Origin of the sequence: Allohahella marinimesophila (assembly GCF_039538005.1) — a bacterium.
Classification (GTDB): Bacteria; Pseudomonadota; Gammaproteobacteria; order Pseudomonadales; family Oleiphilaceae; genus Allohahella; species Allohahella marinimesophila.
This window is the reverse complement of record NZ_BAABBO010000014.1, coordinates 14,150-36,807: the sequence shown is the minus strand read 5'-3', so window position 1 is coordinate 36,807 and position 22,658 is coordinate 14,150. Positions and strand designations below refer to the sequence as shown.

At 57.0% G+C, this 22,658-nt stretch carries 22 protein-coding genes; 18 read left to right on the top strand and 4 right to left on the bottom strand.

All coding sequences use genetic code 11. From position 1 onward, the window contains the following. Positions 1-97 precede the first annotated feature (97 nt). The 7 genes from glyA to thiL are packed head-to-tail and all read left to right on the top strand — an operon-like array spanning position 98 to position 6,204. Positions 98-1,354: a serine hydroxymethyltransferase gene (gene glyA, locus ABD735_RS15240; RefSeq protein WP_344807967.1), complete on the top strand. Its 1,257-nt coding sequence runs from the start codon at positions 98-100 to the stop codon at positions 1,352-1,354. A 51-nt stretch (positions 1,355-1,405) separates the two neighbouring features. Next, positions 1,406-1,939 carry a transcriptional regulator NrdR gene (gene nrdR, locus ABD735_RS15235; protein WP_344807964.1) on the top strand — a complete coding sequence of 178 codons (534 nt, stop codon included), beginning with the start codon at positions 1,406-1,408 and terminating at the stop codon, positions 1,937-1,939. Positions 1,940-1,946: 7 nt separating this feature from the next. Beyond that, entirely contained in the window at positions 1,947-3,122 is a 1,176-nt protein-coding gene (ribD, locus tag ABD735_RS15230) for a bifunctional diaminohydroxyphosphoribosylaminopyrimidine deaminase/5-amino-6-(5-phosphoribosylamino)uracil reductase RibD (RefSeq protein ID WP_344807962.1), read from the top strand. Positions 3,123-3,125: 3 nt separating this feature from the next. Beyond that, a complete protein-coding gene (ribBA, locus tag ABD735_RS15225) occupies positions 3,126-4,253 on the top strand; it encodes a bifunctional 3,4-dihydroxy-2-butanone-4-phosphate synthase/GTP cyclohydrolase II (RefSeq protein ID WP_344808286.1) in 1,128 nt (375 codons plus the stop codon). Positions 4,254-4,274: 21 nt separating this feature from the next. Beyond that, positions 4,275-4,757, top strand: coding sequence for a 6,7-dimethyl-8-ribityllumazine synthase (gene ribH, locus ABD735_RS15220; RefSeq protein ID WP_344807960.1), 483 nt, complete (start codon positions 4,275-4,277; stop codon positions 4,755-4,757). After that, positions 4,757-5,203 carry a transcription antitermination factor NusB gene (gene nusB / locus ABD735_RS15215; protein ID WP_344807958.1) on the top strand — a complete coding sequence of 149 codons (447 nt, stop codon included), beginning with the start codon at positions 4,757-4,759 and terminating at the stop codon, positions 5,201-5,203. The genes ribH and nusB overlap by 1 nt, the downstream gene beginning before the upstream one ends. Continuing rightward, on the top strand, positions 5,203-6,204 hold the full coding sequence (gene thiL / locus ABD735_RS15210) for a thiamine-phosphate kinase (protein ID WP_344807956.1): 1,002 nt from the start codon (positions 5,203-5,205) through the stop codon (positions 6,202-6,204). Before nusB ends, thiL begins: the two co-directional genes overlap by 1 nt. A 16-nt stretch (positions 6,205-6,220) precedes the next feature. On the opposite strand, the gene ABD735_RS15205 is transcribed toward thiL, so the two are convergent. Beyond that, a complete protein-coding gene (locus tag ABD735_RS15205; RefSeq protein WP_344807954.1) occupies positions 6,221-6,451 on the bottom strand; it encodes a DUF6316 family protein in 231 nt (76 codons plus the stop codon). Positions 6,452-7,023: 572 nt separating this feature from the next. Between ABD735_RS15205 and ABD735_RS15200 the strand changes: the two genes are divergently transcribed. Beyond that, positions 7,024-7,806 (top strand): DUF2057 family protein, encoded by a 783-nt coding sequence (locus tag ABD735_RS15200; RefSeq protein ID WP_344807952.1) that lies wholly within the window; start codon positions 7,024-7,026, stop codon positions 7,804-7,806. 52 nt (positions 7,807-7,858) lie between these two features. Here the strand turns inward: ABD735_RS15200 and ABD735_RS15195 are convergent, their stop codons facing one another. Further along, on the bottom strand, positions 7,859-9,541 hold the full coding sequence (locus ABD735_RS15195; RefSeq protein WP_344807950.1) for a wax ester/triacylglycerol synthase domain-containing protein: 1,683 nt from the start codon (positions 9,539-9,541) through the stop codon (positions 7,859-7,861). A 32-nt stretch (positions 9,542-9,573) separates the two neighbouring features. Then, a complete protein-coding gene (locus ABD735_RS15190; RefSeq protein WP_425548620.1) occupies positions 9,574-10,602 on the bottom strand; it encodes a polyprenyl synthetase family protein in 1,029 nt (342 codons plus the stop codon). A gap of 542 nt (positions 10,603-11,144) precedes the next feature. On the opposite strand from ABD735_RS15190, the gene rplU reads away from it, so the two are divergent. From rplU to proB, 4 genes are all read left to right on the top strand, one after another. Further along, positions 11,145-11,453, top strand: a complete 309-nt coding sequence (gene rplU, locus ABD735_RS15185; RefSeq protein ID WP_344807948.1) for a 50S ribosomal protein L21 — start codon at positions 11,145-11,147, stop codon at positions 11,451-11,453. 30 nt (positions 11,454-11,483) lie between these two features. Further along, positions 11,484-11,747, top strand: coding sequence for a 50S ribosomal protein L27 (gene rpmA / locus ABD735_RS15180; RefSeq protein WP_344807946.1), 264 nt, complete (start codon positions 11,484-11,486; stop codon positions 11,745-11,747). Between the two features lie 137 nt (positions 11,748-11,884). After that, positions 11,885-13,144, top strand: coding sequence for an Obg family GTPase CgtA (gene cgtA / locus ABD735_RS15175; RefSeq protein WP_344807944.1), 1,260 nt, complete (start codon positions 11,885-11,887; stop codon positions 13,142-13,144). Next, a complete protein-coding gene (gene proB, locus ABD735_RS15170; RefSeq protein ID WP_344807942.1) occupies positions 13,134-14,318 on the top strand; it encodes a glutamate 5-kinase in 1,185 nt (394 codons plus the stop codon). Before cgtA ends, proB begins: the two co-directional genes overlap by 11 nt. A 132-nt stretch (positions 14,319-14,450) precedes the next feature. Here proB and rpsT read toward each other — a convergent pair whose 3' ends face one another. After that, on the bottom strand, positions 14,451-14,720 hold the full coding sequence (gene rpsT / locus ABD735_RS15165) for a 30S ribosomal protein S20 (protein ID WP_344807939.1): 270 nt from the start codon (positions 14,718-14,720) through the stop codon (positions 14,451-14,453). A 230-nt stretch (positions 14,721-14,950) separates the two neighbouring features. On the opposite strand from rpsT, the gene murJ reads away from it, so the two are divergent. The 6 genes from murJ (at position 14,951) to ispH (ending at position 22,643) form a co-directional block, all read left to right on the top strand. Next, entirely contained in the window at positions 14,951-16,516 is a 1,566-nt protein-coding gene (gene murJ / locus ABD735_RS15160; protein WP_344807937.1) for a murein biosynthesis integral membrane protein MurJ, read from the top strand. A 101-nt stretch (positions 16,517-16,617) separates the two neighbouring features. Beyond that, positions 16,618-17,610, top strand: a complete 993-nt coding sequence (gene ribF, locus ABD735_RS15155; protein WP_344807934.1) for a bifunctional riboflavin kinase/FAD synthetase — start codon at positions 16,618-16,620, stop codon at positions 17,608-17,610. Beyond that, positions 17,603-20,551 (top strand): isoleucine--tRNA ligase, encoded by a 2,949-nt coding sequence (gene ileS, locus ABD735_RS15150; protein ID WP_344807932.1) that lies wholly within the window; start codon positions 17,603-17,605, stop codon positions 20,549-20,551. Before ribF ends, ileS begins: the two co-directional genes overlap by 8 nt. Beyond that, positions 20,544-21,089 (top strand): signal peptidase II, encoded by a 546-nt coding sequence (gene lspA / locus ABD735_RS15145; RefSeq protein ID WP_344807930.1) that lies wholly within the window; start codon positions 20,544-20,546, stop codon positions 21,087-21,089. Before ileS ends, lspA begins: the two co-directional genes overlap by 8 nt. Before the next feature lie 56 nt (positions 21,090-21,145). Beyond that, complete coding sequence (locus ABD735_RS15140) at positions 21,146-21,661, top strand: FKBP-type peptidyl-prolyl cis-trans isomerase (RefSeq protein WP_344807928.1); 516 nt, start codon at positions 21,146-21,148, stop codon at positions 21,659-21,661. A gap of 31 nt (positions 21,662-21,692) precedes the next feature. After that, the gene (gene ispH, locus ABD735_RS15135; protein WP_344807926.1) at positions 21,693-22,643 is read left to right on the top strand and encodes a 4-hydroxy-3-methylbut-2-enyl diphosphate reductase; all 951 of its coding nucleotides are present in this window, start codon (positions 21,693-21,695) and stop codon (positions 22,641-22,643) included. Positions 22,644-22,658 lie beyond the last annotated feature (15 nt).

Below are 22,658 nucleotides of genomic sequence, written 5' to 3'. Positions count from 1 at the left end.
CGCCGACCAATTTTCACTCAAATGGCGGTCCCAGGTTGTGCGCCCCACCTCGCGCAGTTGCCAGGCCCCCTCCTTATTTTCGATGGAGTCATGCCGTATGTTTTCCCGCAACACCAAACTTGCAGATTTCGATCCAGAGATCTGGCGCTGCATGCAACAGGAATCAGCGCGTCAGGAAGCGCATATCGAGCTGATCGCCTCTGAGAACTACACCAGCCCCTTGGTCATGGAAGCCCAGGGCTCCGTGCTGACCAACAAGTATGCCGAAGGCTATCCAGGCAAGCGCTATTACGGCGGCTGCGAATATGTCGACGAAGCAGAGACGCTGGCTATCGACCGTGCGAAGCAGCTGTTCGGCGCCGACTATGCCAACGTCCAGCCACACTCCGGCTCCCAGGCAAACGCAGCTGTTTATATGGCATTGATGCAGCCCGGCGAGACAGTGCTCGGCATGAGCCTTGCCCACGGCGGACACCTGACGCATGGTGCCCAGGTCAGCTTCAGCGGTCGCATTTACAATGCGGTTCAGTACGGACTGAGCGACGAAACTGGCGAAATTGACTACGATCAGGTGCAGGCCCTGGCTACCGAGCACAAGCCACGAATGATCGTCGCTGGCTTCTCTGCCTATTCCAGAATTATTGACTGGCAGCGTTTCCGTGATATTGCCGATTCGGTTGGTGCCTATCTGCTTGTCGACATGGCGCACATCGCTGGTCTGGTCGCTGCGGGTGTCTACCCAAGCCCTGTACAGATCGCCGATGTCACTACGACCACGACTCACAAGACGCTGCGCGGACCCCGCGGCGGCCTCATTCTGGCGAAGGCCAATCCTGAGCTCGAAAAGAAGCTGAATTTCGCAGTGTTCCCGGAAAGCCAGGGCGGGCCGCTGATGCACGTTATCGCGGCCAAGGCCATCGCTTTCAAGGAGGCGATGAGTGACGAATTCCGCACCTACCAGAAGCAGGTCGTCGAGAACGCCCGAACCATGGCGAAAACCATGCAGTCGCGTGGTTACGACATCGTTTCTGGCGGCACGGACGATCACCTGTTCCTGCTCGACCTGGTCGCCAAGGACATCACCGGTAAGGACGCCGATGCAGCGCTCGGGCGGGCGAACATCACCGTCAACAAGAACGCCGTGCCTAATGACCCACGCTCACCCTTCGTGACCAGCGGATTACGCATTGGCACGCCGGCACTGACGACGCGCGGCATGAAGGAGCGCGAGGCCGAGATGGTGGCCGGCTGGATCTGCGATGTCCTCGACGACATCAGCAATGAAGCGGTGATCGACAAGGTGCGTGAGCAGGTCGTGGCTCTCTGCAATGACTTCCCGGTCTATAACGACTGACATCTACCATGGCCTTCTGCGTGCGGAAGGCCTGGCTGAGGAGCTGCTTAGATGCACTGTCCATTTTGTGCAGCAAACGATACCCGCGTCATCGACTCAAGACTGGTCTCTGGTGGCGGCCAGGTGAGGCGTCGACGCGAGTGCCTCTCCTGTAACGAACGTTTCACGACTTTCGAAATCGCTGAGCTGGTCCTCCCCAGGGTGGTTAAACAGGATCTCACCAGCGAACCTTTCGACGAGCGCAAGTTGCGTAGCGGTCTGCAGCGTGCGCTTGAGAAGCGTCCAGTCGGCCAGGAGGCGATCGAAGCAGCTATCGATAGAATCAAGTCGCTGCTGAGAGCCACCGGCGAGCGTGAAGTGCCCTCACGGATCATCGGCGAAGCTGTCATGAACGAGCTCCGCCAGCTCGACAAGGTCGCTTACGTACGATTCGCCTCTGTTTATCGTAGCTTTGAAGACGTTGAAGAGTTCCGCCGTGAGATCGAGAGTCTTTCAGATGATGCGCTGACAGTGGATAAACACCCTGGTCTGGTGGAAATTGCCAGATCGAAAGCACTGGACGGCTCTCATTCTGACAAAGGCTGACCGGTCCATGACGTCTGACGAACTGTTCATGCAGGCGGCTCTGCAGGCGGCCCTGAAGGGTCGCTTCACGACCAGTCCGAACCCCAGGGTCGGCTGTGTATTCGTGAGAAATGCCGAGATCATCAGCACGGGCTGGCACATGCGTCGGGGCGGTGCTCACGCAGAGCTGGCTGCAATGCAACAGGCTCGTGATCGGGGTGTAAGCCTCGAAGGCACGACTTGTTTTGTCACGCTTGAACCGTGTTCCCATTTTGGAACCACGCCGCCCTGTGCGAATGCATTGATAGAGGCCGGCGTCGCGCGAGTAGTGGCGGCCTGCGAAGACCCAAACCCTCTGGTCTCAGGGCGGGGCTTCAATGTTTTGCGGGCTGCCGGTGTTGATGTCACAACGGGCGTGCTGGCGGCTGAGGCCCGGGCGCTCAATCCGGGCTTTTTCAGCCGTATGCAGCGAAACAGGCCGTACGTCAGGGTGAAGATCGCCGCTAGTCTCGATGGTCGAACAGCGCTGTCGAACGGCGCGAGCAAATGGATCACTCAGTCCGCAGCGAGAGAGGATGTTCATCGTCTCCGCGCGCTGAGCTCAGTAGTGCTCACTGGCGCCGGAACTGTTCGCGCCGATGATCCGATGATGACCGTGCGCTCCGAATTCGTGGCGCGCGAAAGTGAGGGAGAGGTCAGGCAGCCACTTCGGGTGGTTCTGGCAGGACAGCAGCCAGTCCCCTTGACGGCAAAGATATTCCAGCCCACGGAGGCAGCAACGCTGCTGGTCCGCTCGCCCGGCTCAGCAGTGGACAGTGCAGAAGCGGGCCGCGTCGCGGTGATGGAATGTGCGGCCGCCGGGGGGGGAGTGGATCTCACCGAACTGCTGAACAGGCTGGCGCTGGAGCATCATTGCAATGAGTTGCTCGTCGAAGCCGGGCCTATGCTTGCCTCACGGTTTCTGGCAGAAGGGCTCTGTGACGAGTTATGGTGGTATAGCGGTGCCATCCTGCTCGGCGCCGACGCGCGGGCAGCCATCGAGCCGCTCAATTATCAGGACATGGCCGCCGTCGATCGGCTCAGTCTCCGCGCGGTGACGCGTGTAGGCAACGACACCCGCACTATCCTGAGCCCCGACTCAGACCAGGCTGCAGCTGCCAATGATCTGCAGACAGACCTTTACCACTGGACAATAGAAGACTGAATGATGGCTTTAAATACGATTGAAGAGCTCGTTACTGATATTCGTGGCGGACGCATGGTCATTCTCATGGATGACGAAGACCGGGAAAATGAAGGCGATCTCATCATGGCTGCCGAGCTGGTGCGCTCTGAAGACATCAATTTCATGGCGAAGAATGCCCGCGGTCTCATCTGTCTGCCGCTGACGCGAGAGCGGGCGGAACAGCTCGATCTTCCACTGATGGTGCAGATCAATAAAGAGCAGCACAAAACCAAGTTTACTGTCTCCATCGATGGCGCGACTGGCATAACGACGGGCATCTCGGCAGCCGACAGGGCAAGAACCATCCAACTGGCCGCCAGCCGGAACGCGCGCCCTGAAGACCTCGTGCAGCCGGGCCATATTTTCCCTCTCGTGGCCCAGCCAGGTGGTGTGCTCAGCAGAGCCGGGCATACTGAGGCCGGTTGCGATCTCGCCAGACTCGCTGGTCTCGAGCCGGCTGCCGTCATCGTTGAGATCATGAACGAAGATGGCACCATGGCACGACGTCCGGAGCTGGAAAAGTTCGCCGAAGTCCACGGGCTCAAGATCGGCACTATCGCCGACCTGATTCATTACCGAACCCTCAATGAGCACACCGTGCAACGCGTCGATGAGCGCGATATCGAAACCCGCTACGGCACCTTTCGTCTGGTCACCTATAAGGATTCGATCAACGGCGCCACTCATTTGGCCATGGTCGCTGGTGCGCCCGTGCCAGAAGAACCTACGCTGGTTCGTGTGCATTTTGCGGATGTGTTCCGGGATCTCTTAGGCGCCATCAGGCCCGGCTCACAAAGCTGGCCAATAGGCAGCGCGCTGGAGCAGGTCGCTGCCACAGGCAAGGGCGTCGTCGTGCTACTTGATACCGAGCAGGGCGAAGACAATGTGGTCAAACGTCTGGACGACTTCTTCGCGCCGCCTCGTGCAGAGCGAAAGTCGCCAGGTCAGTCTGGCGCCTATTTGACGATAGGCACCGGCTCGCAGATACTGCGCGACCTGAATATTGGCAAGATGATCGTGATGAGCGCCGAGATGAAATTCTCCGCCCTGTCCGGCTTCGACCTCGAAGTCGTCGACTATCTGCCTTTCAATCCTGAATCTGCTTCCTGATAATCTGAATTGGAGATCTATATGACTGTGCGTACTCTGGAAGGCTCTCTGATCGTTGCCCCGGAGGCTCGTTTCGTCATCGTTGCCGGGCGCTTCAACCATTTCGTAGTCGATAGCCTGGTACAGGGCGCCATCGACACCCTTCGCAGGCACGGTGTAAAAGAGGAAGCCATTACAGTCGTCAAGGTGCCTGGCGCCTATGAAATGCCGCTGGTGGTAAAGTCGATAGCCGAACACAGAAAGCCAAGCGCCATCATTGCGCTCGGCGCTGTTATTCGGGGTGGGACGCCGCATTTTGATTTTGTGGCAGGTGAGTGCAGCAGTGGACTTGCACGCATCGCCCTGGATTCTGGTGTCCCTGTGGCCTTTGGCGTATTGACCGTAGACAGTATCGAGCAGGCCATAGAGCGCAGTGGCACCAAGGCTGGCAACAAGGGTGAAGAAGCCACACTGTCTGCTCTGGAGATGGTGTCGCTGTTACCGATGATCAGGGAATCCAAGTAGTGAAAGCAGGCAAGACCAGTCAGCTTCGTCAGGAAGCCAGGCGCCTGCTGCTGCAGGCACTCTACCAGCGCATTCTATCCAATGACCCGGTGTCAGCCATTGAAAGCCAGTTCATGGCCGATAATGATCTCAAGAGTTTTGATACGGTATACTTCCACGAGGTGTTCATCGGCATCAGTCAGAATGCGAAAGCCATAGACGAAGCCTTTGAAGCGTTGCTGGACCGGCGTATCCAGGATCTGGATCCGGTTGAACTGTCTGTGCTGCGGCTGGCATGCTATGAATTGAAGTTCAGGCTGGACGTGCCTTACCGGGTGGTGATCAACGAAGCGGTCGACCTGGCAAAAAGTTTCGGTGGCACTGATGGTCACAAGTATGTCAACGGTGTGGTCGACAAATTGGCGGCTCGCCTTCGCGGCGAAGAAGTCAGGGCGCACCGGAGCTGATGAACGAGTTCGATCTGATCGAACACTATTTTCTCTCGAATACTGAAAACCGTCGGCGTACCGGCAGTGTTACTGATGTTGGCAATGGTGATGACTGCACTGTGCTCAGTCATCTTGCAGGCCGCCTGGCCATCAGCACGGACACGGTCGTCCACGGTCGCCATGTCCCAGCAAGTGCGCCGGCCGGATGGCTCGCGTCCCGCGGGCTGGGTAGCAGTGTCAGTGATCTCGTCGCCATGGGTGCTAAGCCGCTTGGTTTTACTCTGGCGCTCACTTTACCCAAGGTGTCTAGCGGCTGGCTGAAGGGCTTCTCAGAGGCACTCTTTCGTGCAGCCGATCTGTACGGCATTGCGCTGCTTGGCGGTGACGTAACCAGAGGACCGCTGACAGCCTCTTACACCGTATTTGGGGAGCTTCCGAAGACCGGTCGTCTGCTAACACGAGCTTCAGCACAGCTTGGAGACAAAGTCTGGGTCAGTGGGACCCTGGGCGCAGCTGCAGGAGCGCTGCCGCTCTTCGACCAGCCGCTGCGATCAGCTGACCGAAGTTACCGCGCGCGTCTGCAGCTGCTTCAAGCCTATGTGTATCCAGCGCCACCCGTAGAACTGGGTGTTCGGCTGCAGGCTGACTCCAGGGTGCATGCAGCCATCGATATCTCAGACGGTTTACTGGCCGACCTCGCTCACATTGCCAAAGCCAGCCAGCTCGATCTCAATCTGAATGCTAGCGCCATTCCTGTGGCGCCCGCGCTGTCAGAATTGTATAGCCGGCCTCATGCGCTCATGCATGCCATGAGCGGCGGTGACGATTATCAGGTCGGATTCACTGCAGATCCCACATGGTCTATCGATGATCGTATGGTCAGTCAGATTGGCGAAGTAATGGCAGGGACTGGCCAGGTGTTTATCGACCATACGCCAGCTGACAGGTGGCTGGAGCGCCTGGCTACCACACTACCAGGCGGAATGTCCCTCGCCACCGGCTACCAGCATTTCGGGTGAGCCTGACCGGGCGGTATCAGTAGACGCGGTGGGCTCGCATCATCGTGCCGATCTGACCGCCTGATGGCAGGAGCTGCGCGACTTTGAGAAAACGGCGCAGACCCTCCGCGGCGCGGTCCTTATTTGCGTAAGGCCCGCTATCGAATCCTTCACGAGTCGAGAAATACCACTTCTCACTGACCGAAAAAAATCGGTCAGTCCGGAAAGGCACAACACCGCCTTCCCCATTTCTATTATCCATGGCCATGATTTTCTCCATCAAGCCAGTTTGCGCGTAAAAGCTGCTCCTGCAGGCCATGCACAATCCGTATGTACTGCTTTAAGCAGTTCGGCTACACACGGTACTCAGCCTGCAACGAGATAAGCTACCAATTTGGAATTCAGTGTCTTCATCGTAATCCAGCAGTTCAGGAGAGTCTGGCCATGATCCCTATAGATGGCGGCACATGGCTTGTCTTTCGCGAGGAGGATTCTTATAGTTGAGCCCCGTCGACATACAGCCTTGGCGGTAACCAATACGACTTTACAAGGCCGATATTGGCGGACCATGATCATGAAATTCCAGCGCTCCCGCAGAGCTGCTCATCTTCAAAACATTTTATTATTGTAACGACTTGCGTATTGTTTTTTCGAAGTGTACAGCTTTTGTTCTGTTAGTGTAGAAGACATTAGTCGGCATCGCTAAATTTGTGATCGATAACACCATGTGGCTTGCGAGAGGTCACAAAATCATGCCGTAGTTCAGTATCTGAACGCGTCGGTATCGAAACCTCACGCGCCTTTTTCCCGCAAACATCACTACACCGAGAGGTTCTCTGCTTGTCATATAGTCCCGCTATTCTGCGCACTTTGCTCAGCCTTGTACTCGCCAGCCTCGTGGTCGCCTGCTCGGCATCCTCCCGGGTTGTCAGGATCTACGACGGCAGTAGCCAGGATGAATCTCAGGTCGCCCGAATTGAAACGCCAGCCACCATTAAAGTCCTCAGCATCGATGGTCAGCGTCAGAAAACCTATCTGACTGACAGTATCAGCATGACCTACGAGCTGCTGCCTGGCGAACACACCATCGTTTACCAGTACGCTTCCATCTGGTCGGTGCCTCGTGGTGTCCAGCGCGAAGATTTTTCGGAAGATACCGCCAAAGTTCAGAACGTCGACTCAGCGCCGATCAGCGCTGTGATAAACCTGGAGCCGGGTGGGCGCTATAAGATTACGCACCGTGACGCGAAAAATGTTCGCGATGCCCAGACGCTCGCAGCCAATTTTACAGCTGACATTGTCAGCGAAACAGGCGAGCACGTGGCCCAGCGGAGCAGTCGGATGACGACGGAGGACACCACAAGCCCGGCCTCTATTGCCATGGAGCCTGGAGAGCGTCCCGCAGCCGGTGCGCCGAAAGCACCGGTGCCTGTGTCGGTCAATGCTTCTGCGGTTGAGGGCGCGCCTGCGCTACCGACCACAGCTGAGTCAGAGGCTGCGCCTGCCGCTACTTCGGGAACTGATGTTGGCGAAGGCGTGAGCCGACTCGAAGGGCTGAAGGTGTTGTGGGGCAAAGCCAGCAAGGAAGACAAGAAAGAGTTCCTTCGGTGGGCATTCCAATAGGTTCGGGCGCGTTACGCGCCTGAGCCTGGGTATCGGTCGGTCGGCGGCCAATCTACCGCTCGCTGTCCTCTCCGTGGAGCACGTCTCTCGGCGGCTCTGCTGAGGTGGTCTCCGATGTGTCGGCTTTGGCCTGACGCTGTTTCTTTACCATCGCCTCCGCCAGCGAGTTGCGTGCGAGTCCCTGGAAAATTCGCTTGAGATCGCCTATCAGACCCGCCAGTCCACTGGCTGCGGCAGGGTGGGTGTCTTCAGCCTGGTCCGGCGCGAGCGCAGGTGGTGTCGCGGCCGATAGAGAGTCATGCAGCTGGACTATGGCCGTTTCAAAGAGCGTCGACAGCTCTCCAAGTGGTGGCATCAGGTCCTGGCAATAGTGCAGGGTGAAATTCATCTTGCCATTATAGCTGATGACCACCACCGCCAAACCGAGGTTGTTGTAAAGCGGCGTCAGGCCAAGCTTGTCCGGCACTGGGAAGTCGCCAAAGTAGAGTGGAGCGGCTGGCCCGGGAATGTTGGTAATCGGCAGGTTGAACAGTGGTTTGTGCTGCTGGGCGAGTTGAAATTCCCCATACACCCGTGCCGCCAGACCCAGCATGGCGGATGGTGCTGTCCCTCTGAGTCTGGAAGCTGAAATGGCCTGCTGATATATCTTGGACGCCAGGGCGTTGTTGTGAATGGTCTCCAGGCGATCGGCAGGCACTGTCTGTTCCAGACTGAGATCGATCAACATGGCAGTCAGCTCTGAGCCGACCGGCGTGTTGATTCTGGTGCTCCGTACCGAAACCGGTTCGAGGGCAATCAGGGAGTTTCGCCGGCGGCGCTCAGCAGTGCCTTGTTCGGTCACGGGGGTATCATGTGTCTCAGGTGCATCACCCTGTTTCTGCCACAATTCGATGACGAGAGATATCAGCGTGAGAATGACGTCATTGAGCGTAGCCTTCGAGGATAAGGCTTTCAGGCTTTGCAAACGTTGCAGGTCGCACTGAAAGTTGCTCGCGGTTCTCGCGCTAGTAACGGGATTGTTGAAGCCAGCAGGTCTGGATCGAAGCAACCTGCCGGGAAACGGCAGCTTCTCGAGGCGCTCCATCAGGAGCTGATAAAACATTGACGCTGCAGTGTCCTTGACGCGCCCCACCAGGCGGAATGGCACTTGAAGCAGGCTCATCGGGGATCGACCGAGCATGACCAGCGTGCCCGGCACAGGTTCTGGATTAAAGGGGCGCGGCTCTATGGTCCGTTGCTCATCGGGTGTGAAGTCGAGCAGCCAGTCCAGGACCTGTTCTCCGGATGAATCTTCAATCAGCACTTCGTGAATGACGACCAGAATCGCTGCGGTCAGCTCAGGCTTGTCTTTCAATCGCAGGCCGTCGAAGAACACGACCTGCCAGAGCGGGCGGTCTCGAGGCAGGGGTCGAGCGGCCAGCTCGGCGCTCAGCTTCAGCAGGCCATTGACCGAACGGACGCCCGACTGATCCTGATGCGTGACGTGACGCTGAATGGAAAAGTGCTCATCGTCGATCCAGTAAGCCTGCTCCGGCTGCATCGGCGCCTGGACCAGCCGCTGGCGACCGTGGGCAGTGGCTGGCACGCGCTCCCCCAATACTTCAAGCACGTGGGCTAGCGTAATGGTCTCGCCATTCGCGCTTGGGCCGATGAGATTGAGGCTGGCTATCTGACAGGGCGCCTCTTCGGTCTCCCTGAAGAGGATGTCGATATTGGCTTCGTCGAGAGGCTGCATGGAGTCAGCCTCCCATTGGGGGAGGGGCGATATCAGGCATCTCGGCTGACCGCGAGATGACACAGACTGCGCAGGGCTCGACGAGCCTCTGAGTCTGCCAGTCCTTCCAGGCGGGCTTCAGCAGAGTCGGCATAATTCCGCGCCAGAGTCCGGACGTGGTCGAGGGCTGCCGTTTCTCTGATAATACGCATGACTTCGCCCATATTTTCGCCGCCGCCGCTGCGAATAGCCTTGCGAACGAGCTGGACGTCTTCTGGCGGCGCCCGCCGCATGGCTTCGATAAGTGGCAGGGTGACCTTGCCTTCGGCCAGATCATCGCCCACGTTCTTGCCAATCTTGTCGGCATCACCAGCGTAGTCCAGTACGTCGTCTATGAGCTGAAACGCCATGCCAAGGTTGCTACCGAAATCCCGCAATTCTGTCTGCATGGCCTTGTCTGCGCCAGCCAGCACTGCGGCAGCCTGCGCAGCCGCCTGGAACAGCATGGCGGTCTTGGCATGAATGACCCGTCGATAGTCCGCCTCCGACAAGTTCGGATTGCGCACGTTGGTCAGCTGCAGCACTTCACCCTCGGCAATGACGTTGGTTGCACCAGCCAGAATGGCCATGACCTCGAGGTTGCCCAGGGTCACCATGAGCTCGAATGATCTGGAGTAGAGAAAGTCGCCCACGAGCACGCTTGAGGCATTGTTCCATCTTGCGTTTGCCGTGGCTCGACCGCGGCGCATGCCAGAGTCGTCGACCACGTCGTCATGAAGCAGCGTTGCGGTATGCAGGAACTCGATGACGGTAGCGAGTCCGACCCGCTGGGGGAAGCGCTCATCACCAACGCCAAAGTCGTCAGAATCCGTTCTGCGAGCAGCGGCCGAGGTAGATTGCAGTGCCCGGGAAATGAGCAGAACGAGCAGGGGGCGCATGCGCTTGCCGCCTGACTCGACAATATACTTGCCGATGGTTTCTACAAGCGGAACCCGGGAATGGAGCTGGTTGAGAATGAGTGCGTTTGCGCGCTCGAAATCTGCTTCGACTGGAGCGAATATATCGCTCACCATATTGATCATGACTCGTCTTCACCGCGCTATGGGAACTGGGTGGACAGGTGTCTGATCAGAGGACTTCCTGTCGCCTTACCAGTCCGTTCTGCAAAATATGCCTTGTTGAATATGCCGCCGTACCTGCGCCTGAAGGTCTGTCTCGTCCAGGGAGGCGGAAGCGGCGAGTATGTTGACGTCGCATGATCGTGCTGACACCGGCTCCATGCTAGGTAGCCAGCGATTTCGTGTCAAGCAGGCAGTCATAAGCTGCCACAACTATTGCCTCGGAACTGCGGCTCTTGTATAATCCGCGCCCTCTGCGAGTCCCCTCTGCTACAGAGCGCCAGCAGGCGTTCATGGAAGCAGGATCAGGAGAGCACTGGTTGCATGGCAACGTGTTCGGATACCAAGTGGGCAGTACAGACGAGATCGTCACTGCGTTTCAGTGGCGTAGTACGGCAGGCGGCGCTTCACCTTCACAGGTCGATTGCAGTCTGAAGTACATTACATCAGCTAGTCCAGCCTCTCGCGATTGCGGTCGTGATGAAGGTCAGTTCAGGAACATTATTATGTACGCTGTAATAGAAAGCGGTGGCAAGCAACACAGAGTCGTTGAAGGCGAAACTCTGAAGCTTGAAAAAATTGAAGTCGCTACTGGTGAGTCGCTCAACTTCGAGCGCGTACTCATGATTGGTGGTGCAAACATCCAGATCGGTGAGCCGACCGTGCCGGGTGCTGTGGTGACCGCTGAAGTCATTTCTCATGGTCGTCACAAGAAAGTGACCATCATCAAATTCCGTCGTCGCAAGCACAGTATGAAGCGTGCTGGCCATCGTCAGTGGTACACCGAAGTCAAGATCACCGGCATTTCTGCCTGATCGCCTGATCCCATTTGAAGGAGTTTTGTCATGGCACATAAAAAAGCCGCCGGTAGTACCAGAAACGGTCGTGATTCCGAGTCTAAACGACTTGGCGTCAAGAAGTTTGGTGGTGAGCTGGTGAAAGCCGGTAACATCCTCGTGCGTCAGCGCGGCACTGAGTACCATCCAGGTGAGAACGTCGGTCTTGGTCGCGATCATACCCTGTTCGCGACTTCAGATGGTCACGTACATTTCGCTGTCAAAGGTCCACTCAAGCGTCGTACTGTCAGCATTCTGGCTGTAGAAGCCTGATTTGACGAGGGCCGACCAACGCGTCGGCCTTTCGGAGCGAAAAAGCTTTGCTATGATGGTGAAGCTTTTTTTTTGCCTTCGATTCTGTCATATCATGGTCTTGAAAGTTATTTTTCAGTTAAGCGGATTCCAGCGAAATGCGATTTGTAGATGAAGCCGAAATTCAGGTCATAGCAGGCAAGGGTGGCAATGGCTGTCTGAGCTTCAGGCGTGAAAAGTACGTGCCCCGTGGCGGGCCTGATGGTGGTGATGGTGGCGATGGCGGTTCAGTGCTGCTGCAGGCTGACGAGTCCATCAATACCCTGATCGATTTCCGCTATACCCGGCGATACACCGCGGAAAGCGGAGAAGATGGGCGCGGCGCCAACTGCACTGGCCAGAAGGGGGAAGACCTCATCATTCCAGTTCCGGTGGGAACCACTGTCATTGATGCTGATACCGATGATCTGGTAGGGGATCTGGTGGAAGTGGGTCAGGTACTCCGAGTGGCGCAGGGCGGCTTCCACGGTCTCGGCAATACCCGCTACAAATCCAGCAAGAATCAGGCGCCCCGCCAGACCAAGCCAGGGCAGCCCGGTGAGATTCGCGCGTTGCGACTGGAGCTCAAGCTACTGGCCGATGTTGGTCTCTTGGGCTTGCCAAACGCAGGCAAGTCCACGCTGATCCGCTCGGTATCTGCCGCACGACCAAAAGTCGCGGACTATCCCTTTACGACGCTGGTGCCTAATCTCGGTGTCGTGCGAACTGAGCAGCACAAGAGCTTCGTTATGGCTGACATTCCAGGCCTGATCGAGGGTGCGGCGGATGGTGCAGGGCTCGGTATCCGCTTTCTCAAGCATCTTGTCCGAACCCGTTTGCTGCTGCACCTGGTCGATCTTCAGCCGCCCGATGGCTCCGACCCGATCGATGCCTTCAGACAAATCGAAGGTGAGCTGCAGCGTTTCAGCCCTGCGCTCGCCAGTAAGCCGCGCTGGCTGGTGCTGAATAAGTTCGACCTGGTCTCAGGTGGCGAAGAGAGTGAATTTGAAGCGCGTAGCCAGGCGCTCATCGAAGATGTCCGCAGCAAGCTCGACTGGAGTGGTCCGGTTTACGTGATCTCTGCCGTTTCGGGGCTTGGAACCCAGCGGCTATGCCAGGATATTCAGAACTGGCTTGGCGAGATCGAAACGGCCGCCGGCGAAGATGAGGCCTTCGCAGCAGAGCTTGAAGCCGCGCAGCTGCGGCTTGATGCAGAGCTCCGCGAACGCATTGCACTGCTGGCCGGGCAGCGCAAGATACAGCGCGCGGCAGCCAGAGAGGGCATGACGGTGGAGGAGTATATCGAAAGCCACCGCTATGAAGACCTTGGCGATGATGATGACGACGAGGATGGTGTGGAAGTTGAGTATGCGCCCTGATTCATCTGCGTCAGCAAGATATTCGGTTGAGCAGTCCCGTGAGGCCCGTGCTGGGCTGGTAGGCGCTCAGCGCGTTGTAGTGAAGATCGGTAGTGCCCTGCTGACAAGGGATGGCGCTGGGCTCGATCGTGAGGCCCTGGCGCCCTGGGTCGATCAGATGAATGCGCTGGACCCATCTGTGGTAGTTGTATCCTCAGGCTCTGTAGCCGAAGGTATGCTGCGGCTCGGCTGGAAAACCCGCCCGCAACAGCTTCATGAACTCCAGGCCGCTGCGGCCATCGGTCAGATGGGTCTGGCGCAGGCCTGGGAGACCGAGTTCAAGCGACATAACCGCCTCACAGCCCAGGTGCTGCTCACTCACGATGACCTGAGCAATCGACGGCGCTATCTGAATGCCCGGACCACACTGCGCACGCTGACCAGGTTGGGTGTTACACCTGTCATCAACGAAAACGATACGACAGCCACTGATGAGATCCGCTTTGGCGACAATGATCGCCTGGCAGCGCTTGTGGCCAATCTCGTAGAAGCGGATCTGCTCATCATACTCACCGATCAGCTCGGCATGTTCACCGACAACCCCAACACCAATCCGAATGCGTCACTTATCTCCTTTGCGCATGCCTCCGATACTGGCCTGGATGCCATGGTGACTGGGCCGGGCGGCTTATTGGGTCGCGGCGGGATGCAGACTAAGCTCGCTGCTGCGCGCCTGGCAGCGCGCTCGGGCACTTCTACCGTGATAGCGAGTGGGCGCGTCGACAGGGTGCTGGAGCGCGTTCTGGCCGGCGAAGAAATAGGCTCGCTCCTGGTGTCGGACAAGGAGCGCTTGCTGGCACGAAAGCAGTGGCTGGCCGGTCATCTGCAGACCAGGGGAAAGCTGACGCTTGATGCTGGTGCAGTCAGGGTGCTGGTTGAGCAGGGAAGAAGCCTGCTCGCAGTCGGAGTAAGCAAAGTGCAAGGCACCTTTGACAGCGGTGACATGGTGCTTTGTTGCAATGAGCAGGGTGCTGAAATCGCGAGAGGCCTGATCAACTATTCTTCTGCTGAAGCGACCAAAATCGCTGGTCACAGTAGTGCCAAAATAGCCGAGTTACTTGGGTACACTTATGCTCCGGAGCTTATCCACAGAGACAATCTTGTCCTGACGGATATTTCCGCGCAGACACTCTAGACATCACAGAACCGACGCTCATCAGTGTCAGGAGCCAAATTCTAGCTACGAAAAAAGGCGCTCACGGCGCCTCCTTTTATGTCCTGTCCATCAGTGCTTCAACGGATCGGGCGATCTGCCAAAGCGTGAGGATCAGGCTGCGTTCATGGCCTTGATGCGGGCATTCAGTCTGCTCTTGGTACGAGCAGCCTTGTTCTTGGTGTAAATGCCTTTGTTGACCATCGAGTCGATGATAGGTGCTGCGTGCTTCAGTGCCGCTGCCGCCTGCTCCTGGTTGCCTGCTTCAATACTGGTGATCACTTTTTTGGTCTGTGTTCTGACCATTGAGCGGATGCTCATATTGTGCGCGCGACGCTTGACCTGCTGGCGAGCGCGTTTTTTGGCTGATGCGATATTCGCCACGGTAAACACTCCTTAAGGATTCTTTCGGAACAGGCAAGGGCAGCTCTACGAGTCGCTTGAATACCTGTAAAAATGACGCGGAATGATGATGCTTTGAAGCGCTGTTGTCAATAATTACCCGCAAAGATTTTGCTTGTATTGAGCGTACAATGGATTAGCATCACCCGCCAGACAGCGCATGTACATCAGCCCGGAGGTGGCCAATTCAGAACGCGAAGGAAACACCGCCCGTGAGGCCCGGCGACAAGGCGATAAAACGTCCACCGTCTCTGCTGCGCTCCAGCGGCGTAGTCGGTGCAATGACCATGATCTCGCGTGTGCTGGGTCTTGCCCGTGACATGGTCATTGCGAACCTGTTTGGCGCAAGCGCTGGCGCTGATGCGTTTTTCGTCGCTTTCAAGATCCCCAACTTCATGCGCAGGCTCTTCGCAGAAGGAGCCTTTTCCCAGGCTTTCATTCCGGTGCTGAGCGAATACAAGACGCGGTACACCCTGGAAGAGGTGAGGCGATTGGTGAGTCGGGTTGGGGGTACACTCGGCCTGGTTCTGCTGGCGGTGACCCTGCTTGGTGTGGCTGGCGCCGATGTGCTGGCCTTCCTGTTCGCGCCTGGCTTCTCCGATGATGCCGAAAAACTGGCGCTGACGGTCGAGCTGCTGCGGCTCACCTTTCCCTACCTCTTTCTGATATCAATGACCGCCTTTGCGGGATCCGTGCTCAACAGTTACGGATACTTTGCTATTCCGGCCATCACCCCCGTGTTGTTGAATATCAGCCTGATCATGTCGGCCATCTTTCTCAGCGCCAGCATGGATGAACCGATAGCGGCGCTGGCTTGGGGGGTGCTCATCGCTGGCGTGGCGCAGTTGCTGTTCCAGTTGCCATTTCTCCGCCGAATTGGCCTGCTGCCCGCTCCGATGCTGGATATCAGGCACGAAGGCGTGCGGCGAATCGGCAGGCTCATGCTGCCGGCCCTGTTCGGCGTCAGTGTCAGTCAGATCAATTTACTGCTGGATACCGTGCTGGCTTCGTTTCTTCAAACAGGCAGTGTGTCCTGGCTGTATTACTCCGACAGGCTTACCGAGCTTCCCCTCGGTGTATTTGGCATTGCTGTCGCCACGGTCATCCTTCCCAGTCTTTCCAGCAGGCATGCCAGCAATTCCACCGTGGAATTCTCGCGTACGCTAGATTGGGGTGTTCGTACTGTACTCATCATTGCCCTGCCGGCTACTCTGGCCCTCACCTGGCTGGCGGAACCGCTTATAGCCACATTGTTTCAACATGGCGCACTCACTGATTACGATGTCCTGCAGTCGTCGAGAAGTTTGCAGGCATACGCCATGGGCTTGCCATTCTTCATGCTCATCAAGGTGCTCGCGCCCGGTTTCTTCTCGAGGCAGGATATCCGTACGCCGGTAAAGATCGGTATCATTGCCATGGTGGCCAACATGATCATGAACCTGATGCTCATTCTGCCGCTCGCCCATGTCGGTCTGGCGGCCGCCACCAGCCTTTCAGGCGCGCTCAACGCGGGTTTTCTGTGGTACACCCTCCACAAACAGGGTGTCTACCACCGACAACAGGGGTGGGGGCTGTTTTTTCTCAAGCTGCTTGCGGCTCTGATCGGTCTGGGCCTGCTGTTGTTCCTGGCTACCCCTGATGATGCGTTCTGGTACAGTGCGAACTGGTATGCAAAAGGCGGGTGGATGCTTGGGATTGCAGGCGCCGGTGTCGCTATTTACTTCGCGCTACTGTATCTGATGGGCTTTCGCCTGAGTCAGTATTTGCACAGTCAGTGAGCAGACGCTGGCTTCAGGGTGCTTCGCTATCCTATAATCTGGCGTTTTGCCGGATTCGCTTGCCCGCAATTTATTCGTTACGCTATCCCGAAGAGCTCTGAATGATCCTGATTCGAGATACTACCAGTGATCTGGCGCGCCGACTGACGGCCCATGGAAGCGTCGCTACGATAGGCAATTTTGACGGAGTTCATCTCGGTCATCAGGCGTTGCTGAAGCGCGTTATTGATCGTGCTGAAGCTTTTGCTGGCGCCGCGCGTATCGCCATCGTATTCGAGCCGCAGCCGAAGGAGTTTTTCGAGGGGCCTCGGGCGCCCGGTCGAATCATGGATCTGCGGGAGAAATTCCAGGCCATGCAGGGCTTCGACCTTGATTGCCTCTATTGTCTGCCGTTCAACCGCTCGCTGCAGCAACGTTCTGCGAATGACTTCGTGAGCGATGTCCTGGTCAAAGGGCTGGGCTTGAAGTACCTGGTCATTGGCGACGACTTCAGATACGGCAGCGATCGAGCCGGCAGTTTCTCGCACCTGGCGTCCTATGGGCAAAAGGCCTTGTATCCCGATGGCAGCGGATTTGGTGTCGAGGCCAGTGAGACAATCACTCATGCGGGGCAGCGGGTGTCCAGCACTCGGATCAGGTCGTTATTTGCCAATGGTCAGCTGGATGCCGCAGCCGCACTATTGGGACGGTCTTATCGCAAGCTGGGGCGTGTGAGTTTTGGTCGCCAGCTGGGACGAACGATCGGTGCACCGACTGCGAATATCGTCCTGCAGAAGCGCCCTGCGCTCACCGGGGTATTCTGTACCAGAGTCAGGCTACCTGATTCGGCAACATGGCACGCGGCCGTGGCGAATATCGGTAGCCGTCCAACTGTGGACAAGGCGCGGGCAGACGGCGCCCAGCACTACTATCTGGAAGTTCACCTGCTGGACTGGACCGGTGATCTCTACGGCAAGATGATCGAGGTGGAGTTCTGTAAAAAACTGCGAAGTGAAGCAGCCTTCGACAGCATCGAACAACTGAAACAGCAGATCGCGCTGGATATAGCCAGCGCGAAAGCATACTGGAAGCAGGCGGCCAATTGTTATGAGTGATTACAAACACACGCTGAACCTCCCTGACACGGAGTTCCCCATGCGCGGAAACCTGCCGCAGCGTGAGCCCGAGCGGCTTGCGGAATGGGCGCGTATTGGACTTTACCAGGCCATGAGAGATCGCGGGCAGGGGCGCCCACGTTTTCTGCTGCACGACGGCCCGCCGTATGCCAACGGGAGCATCCACCTGGGTCATGCCGTCAACAAGATCCTCAAGGACATCATCGTAAAAAGCAAAGGCTTTGCCGGCTTCGAAAGTCCCTATATCCCTGGTTGGGACTGTCATGGCCTGCCCATTGAGCACAAGGTCGAGACCATGATCGGCAAGGCTGGCGACAAGGTAGACCACGCCAGTTTCCGCCAGCACTGCCGGGAGTACGCAAGCAAGCAGATCGAGGGACAGAAGAAGGATTTCATCAGGCTCGGTATTTTTGGTGAATGGGATAATCCCTATCTCACCATGGATTTCGGTACTGAGGCCAACATCATTCGCGCGCTCGGTCGCATCGCCGTCAGTGGACACCTGCAGAAAGGTTTCAAGCCGGTATACTGGTCAGTCGTCGGTGGTTCAGCGCTTGCCGAAGCCGAAGTCGAATATCAGGACAAGACTTCCAACACCATCGATGTCGCGTATCCCGCGCGCGTCTCTTCAAGCGTGTTCGAAGCTTTCGCAAAGTCCAGCCTCGCTGAGCCTGATAGGCTCGGGCCCGAAAATATCGATGCGGAAAAGACGCCGGCCGTCGTGATCTGGACAACGACGCCATGGACCATCCCGGCCTCGCTGGCTGTTTCAATTCATGCCGACATCGAATATGGCTTGTATGAGGTGCTCGAGAAGGATGCCGACAAGTCCCGCTACCTCATTTTCGCCACTGGACTGGAAGCCGCAGTCAACGCGCGCTGCGGATTCGTCAGTATGACGCTGAAAGGTCGCTGTCTCGGTGCCGATCTGGCTGGCCTGATCTTCAGTCACCCGCTTTATGATCGGGACATTCCGGTACTGCTGGGCGACCACGTCACGCTCGAAGCCGGTACCGGTATCGTTCATACGGCGCCTGATCACGGCGTTGACGACTTCAACGTCTGCCGAGCCTATGGCATCGAGACAATCAATCCGATCGATGATAAAGGCTATTACCGTGATTCGGTTGAGCGTTTCGCGGGGATGCACGTCTACAAGGTTGATGACGCTGTCATCGGTGCACTCCGCGAGGAAGGCAATCTTCTTCACAATGGCAAGGTCACGCACAGCTACGCGCACTGCTGGCGCACCAAGACGCCGCTGATCTACCGGGCGACACCGCAATGGTTCATCAGCATGGACAAGGCCGGTCTGCGAGCCGCCGCGCTTGAAGAAATCAAGCACGTCAAATGGGTGCCGGGCTGGGGGCGCAACCGCATTGAAGGCATGTTCGAGCAGAGCCCTGACTGGTGTATTTCCCGTCAGCGCACCTGGGGCACGCCGATCACTTTCTTCGTGCACAAGGAAACGCAAGAGCTGCACCCGGACACCGAAGCACTCACAGAGGCTGTCGCAAAGCTTGTAGAGGAGGGCGGAATCGATATCTGGTGGAAGCTCGATCCCGCGACCCTGCTTGGCGACGATGCAGGCGACTATGAAAAAGTGACTGATACGCTTGATGTCTGGTTTGATTCCGGAGTGACGCACACCGCCGTCATCGAGGCCAGAAAGGAACTCGGTGGACTTCCGGTCGACATGTACCTGGAAGGCTCTGACCAGCATCGAGGCTGGTTTCAGTCTTCGTTGAAGACAAGCGTCGCCATGCGCGGTAGTGCACCGTACAAGCAGGTACTCACTCACGGCTTCACCGTCGACGAGCAGGGCCGGAAGATGTCCAAGTCGCTCGGCAACGGCATAGAGCCCCAGGAAGTGTACGGCACGCTAGGCGCCGATATTCTCAGGCTCTGGGTAGCGGCTACTGACTACAGTGCCGAAATGGCTGTTTCGAAAAATATTCTCAATAGAACTACGGACGCCTACCGGCGCATTCGCAACACTGCCCGTTTTCTTCTGGCCAATCTCAATGGCTTCGAGCCCGAACAGCACTTGCTGCCCCTTGATGAATTGGTAGCGCTCGATCGCTGGATCGTGGGTGAAGCACATCGTGTTCAAACCGAGATACTTGAGTCCTACGCTCAATACAATTTTGTGCAGGTGTATCAGAAGATGCACAACTTCTGTGCGATCGAGTTAGGCAGCTTCTACCTCGACGTGGTCAAGGATCGCCAGTACACAACGGCCAGTAACAGTCAGGCTCGTCGTTCGGCTCAGACGGCGCTGTATCACCTGGCCCAAGCCCTGGTGCGATGGATGGCCCCGATTCTTTCGTTTACGGCTGATGAGCTCTGGGCCTTCTTACCGAAGACAGCTGAAGATTCGAGCGTTGCCAGCGTGTTCCTTACTGATTATTACACTGGGCTGTCTTCGCTTGAGGACGCTACCGGAGAGTCTTCTGAAGCTGCCAGTGCGGACTTCTGGCAACGGGTTCTTCAGATCAAGTCAGCAGTAAACAAAGCGCTTGAAGACAGCCGAAAACAGGGGCTCATCAAAGGCTCACTCACGACCGAGATCGATCTCTATTGTGCATCCAGTGAATTCGCTCTGTTGGAGCCTATCCTTTCGGAACTGCGCTTCGTGCTGCTGACCTCTGAGGTGCGACTGCATACTATAGAATCGTTGTCATCCAGCGAGCTCGAAGCTCAGACCATGGCTACAGATTATGCTGGCCTGCGCGTAGCCATTCGCCCGAGCGAATATGAAAAGTGCGCGAGATGCTGGCACCATCGTCCGGAAGTCGGCAGTAAGGGTCGGAGTGAGGTGCCTGGAATAGAGGACGCCAGTGATCTGTGCAACAGATGTATTGAGAACGTCAAAGCCGATGCTGGCGATGGGTCAGGAGAGCACCGTCATTATGCCTGAGGCACAAGCCCAACATCCGGAAGCCGAACGACAAATGAGTCAGCGTCGCTGGCTCTGGCTTACGCTCGTCGTTATCATCCTTGATCTGGCGACCAAAGCCATGGCAACGGCGTGGCTCGACTATGCCATTCCGGTGCCTGTCATACCCTACTTCAACCTGACCCTGTTGCATAACACAGGTGCTGCCTTCAGCTTTCTGGCAAGCGCAGGCGGCTGGCAGCGCTGGTTCTTTATTGTGCTGGCCATCGTCATCAGTGCGGTACTGCTCACCTGGCTCGGTCGTCTGAAGCGTCACGAGACCTGGCTGGCCATCGCGCTGGCCCTGGTGCTGGGTGGCGCAATCGGTAACGTTTACGATCGCATTGTGCATGGTTATGTGGTGGACTTCATTCATCTCTATTATGGGTCCTATAGCTGGCCAGCCTTCAATATTGCCGATTCGGCGATCTCCATCGGCGCAGTCATGATGGTGATAGACGTCTTCAGAGGTGGGTCAGGTGCAGGCGAGCCTGAGCAGGCCGACGAACCGCGAACCTGAGCCCGTATGCTGCGCCTCGACAGGGTTTGCGCCAAAAGTTTGAAAATGGTGGACGTATGAATGAGCAATATGTAAGCGAAGGTAGGCGAATCACGATGCATTTCGAGCTGGCGCTTGAAGATGGTCAGCTGATTGACTCGACCTTCGATTCGCGCCCTGGGGTATTTGTATTTGGCGATGGCACCCTGCCAGAGGGTTTCGAAAGTCTTATCAGGGGTATGCAGGCAGGCGAACAGAAATCTTTCCGGGTTCCGCCGGAGAAAGCCTTTGGCATGCGGAACCCCAATAACCTCCAAACCTTCAGCCGCTCCCACTTCGATCAGCTGGGCGCCACCGTCCTGCCAGATGACTCAGAGCCTGCGCAGGATGGCGAAGACGCCGTACTCCGGCCAGGCATGGTGCTGTCATTCGCAGACGCCGCGAAAGCCGAAGTGCCAGGCGTGGTGAGTGAAGTTCGCGACGAGGAAGTGGTGATCGATTTCAATCACCCGCTGGCTGGACAGACATTACAGTTTCGCGTCGATATTCTGCATATCGAAGCCGAGGGATCGAGCGGACAGACGCTCAACTAAACCACGGTTATACGGCATCAACGAGGTCATCATGGATATCAAGTTAGCGAACCCCAGGGGGTTCTGTGCCGGGGTTGATCGGGCGATTGAAATCGTCAACCGGGCACTCGAGGTGTTTGGCGCCCCCATCTATGTGCGTCATGAAGTGGTGCATAATCGTTTCGTGGTTGATGATCTCAAGAAGCGAGGCGCCATATTCGTCGACGAACTCGAAGAAGTTCCAGACGATGCGCTGGTGATCTTCAGCGCCCATGGTGTTTCGCAGGCCGTCAGGCAGGAAGCCGACAAACGGCAGCTGAAAATTTTTGATGCTACCTGTCCCCTCGTCACCAAAGTTCATATCGAGGTCACCAAGTACGCTCGCGATGGTTTCGAATGCATCCTGATTGGACACGAAGGGCATCCTGAAGTCGAAGGCACCATGGGGCAGTACGACACATCTCAGGGAGGCGCCATCCATCTCGTGGAGAGCGAAGCTGATGTTGCGAAGCTTCAGGTGTCCCAGCCGGACAAGCTCGCCTATGTTACCCAGACTACGCTCTCCATGGACGATACCGCTCGGATCATCGATGCACTGCGAGTGCGCTTCCCCCTCATACACGGCCCTCGCAAGGATGACATCTGTTATGCCACGCAGAATCGACAGGACGCCGTGCGATCGTTGGCAGAACGTTGCGATCTCGTGCTCGTGGTAGGCTCGGTCAACAGCTCCAACAGCAATCGTCTGCGAGAGCTGGCCGAACGTAGCGGCACCCAAGCCTATCTTATCGATGGCCCCGACGAAATTCAGGCGGCATGGGTGAATGGCAAGGAGGCGATAGGTGTTACTGCCGGCGCGTCTGCTCCGGAAATTCTCGTTCAGGCCGTTATCAAGCGTCTGATCGAGTTGGGTGGCAGTGCACCAGTGGAATTGCAGGGCAAGCCTGAAAACATTGTATTTTCAATGCCGAAAGAGCTTCGTCTCACTGAGGTCGAAGACTGAGGCTGAGGCGACCCC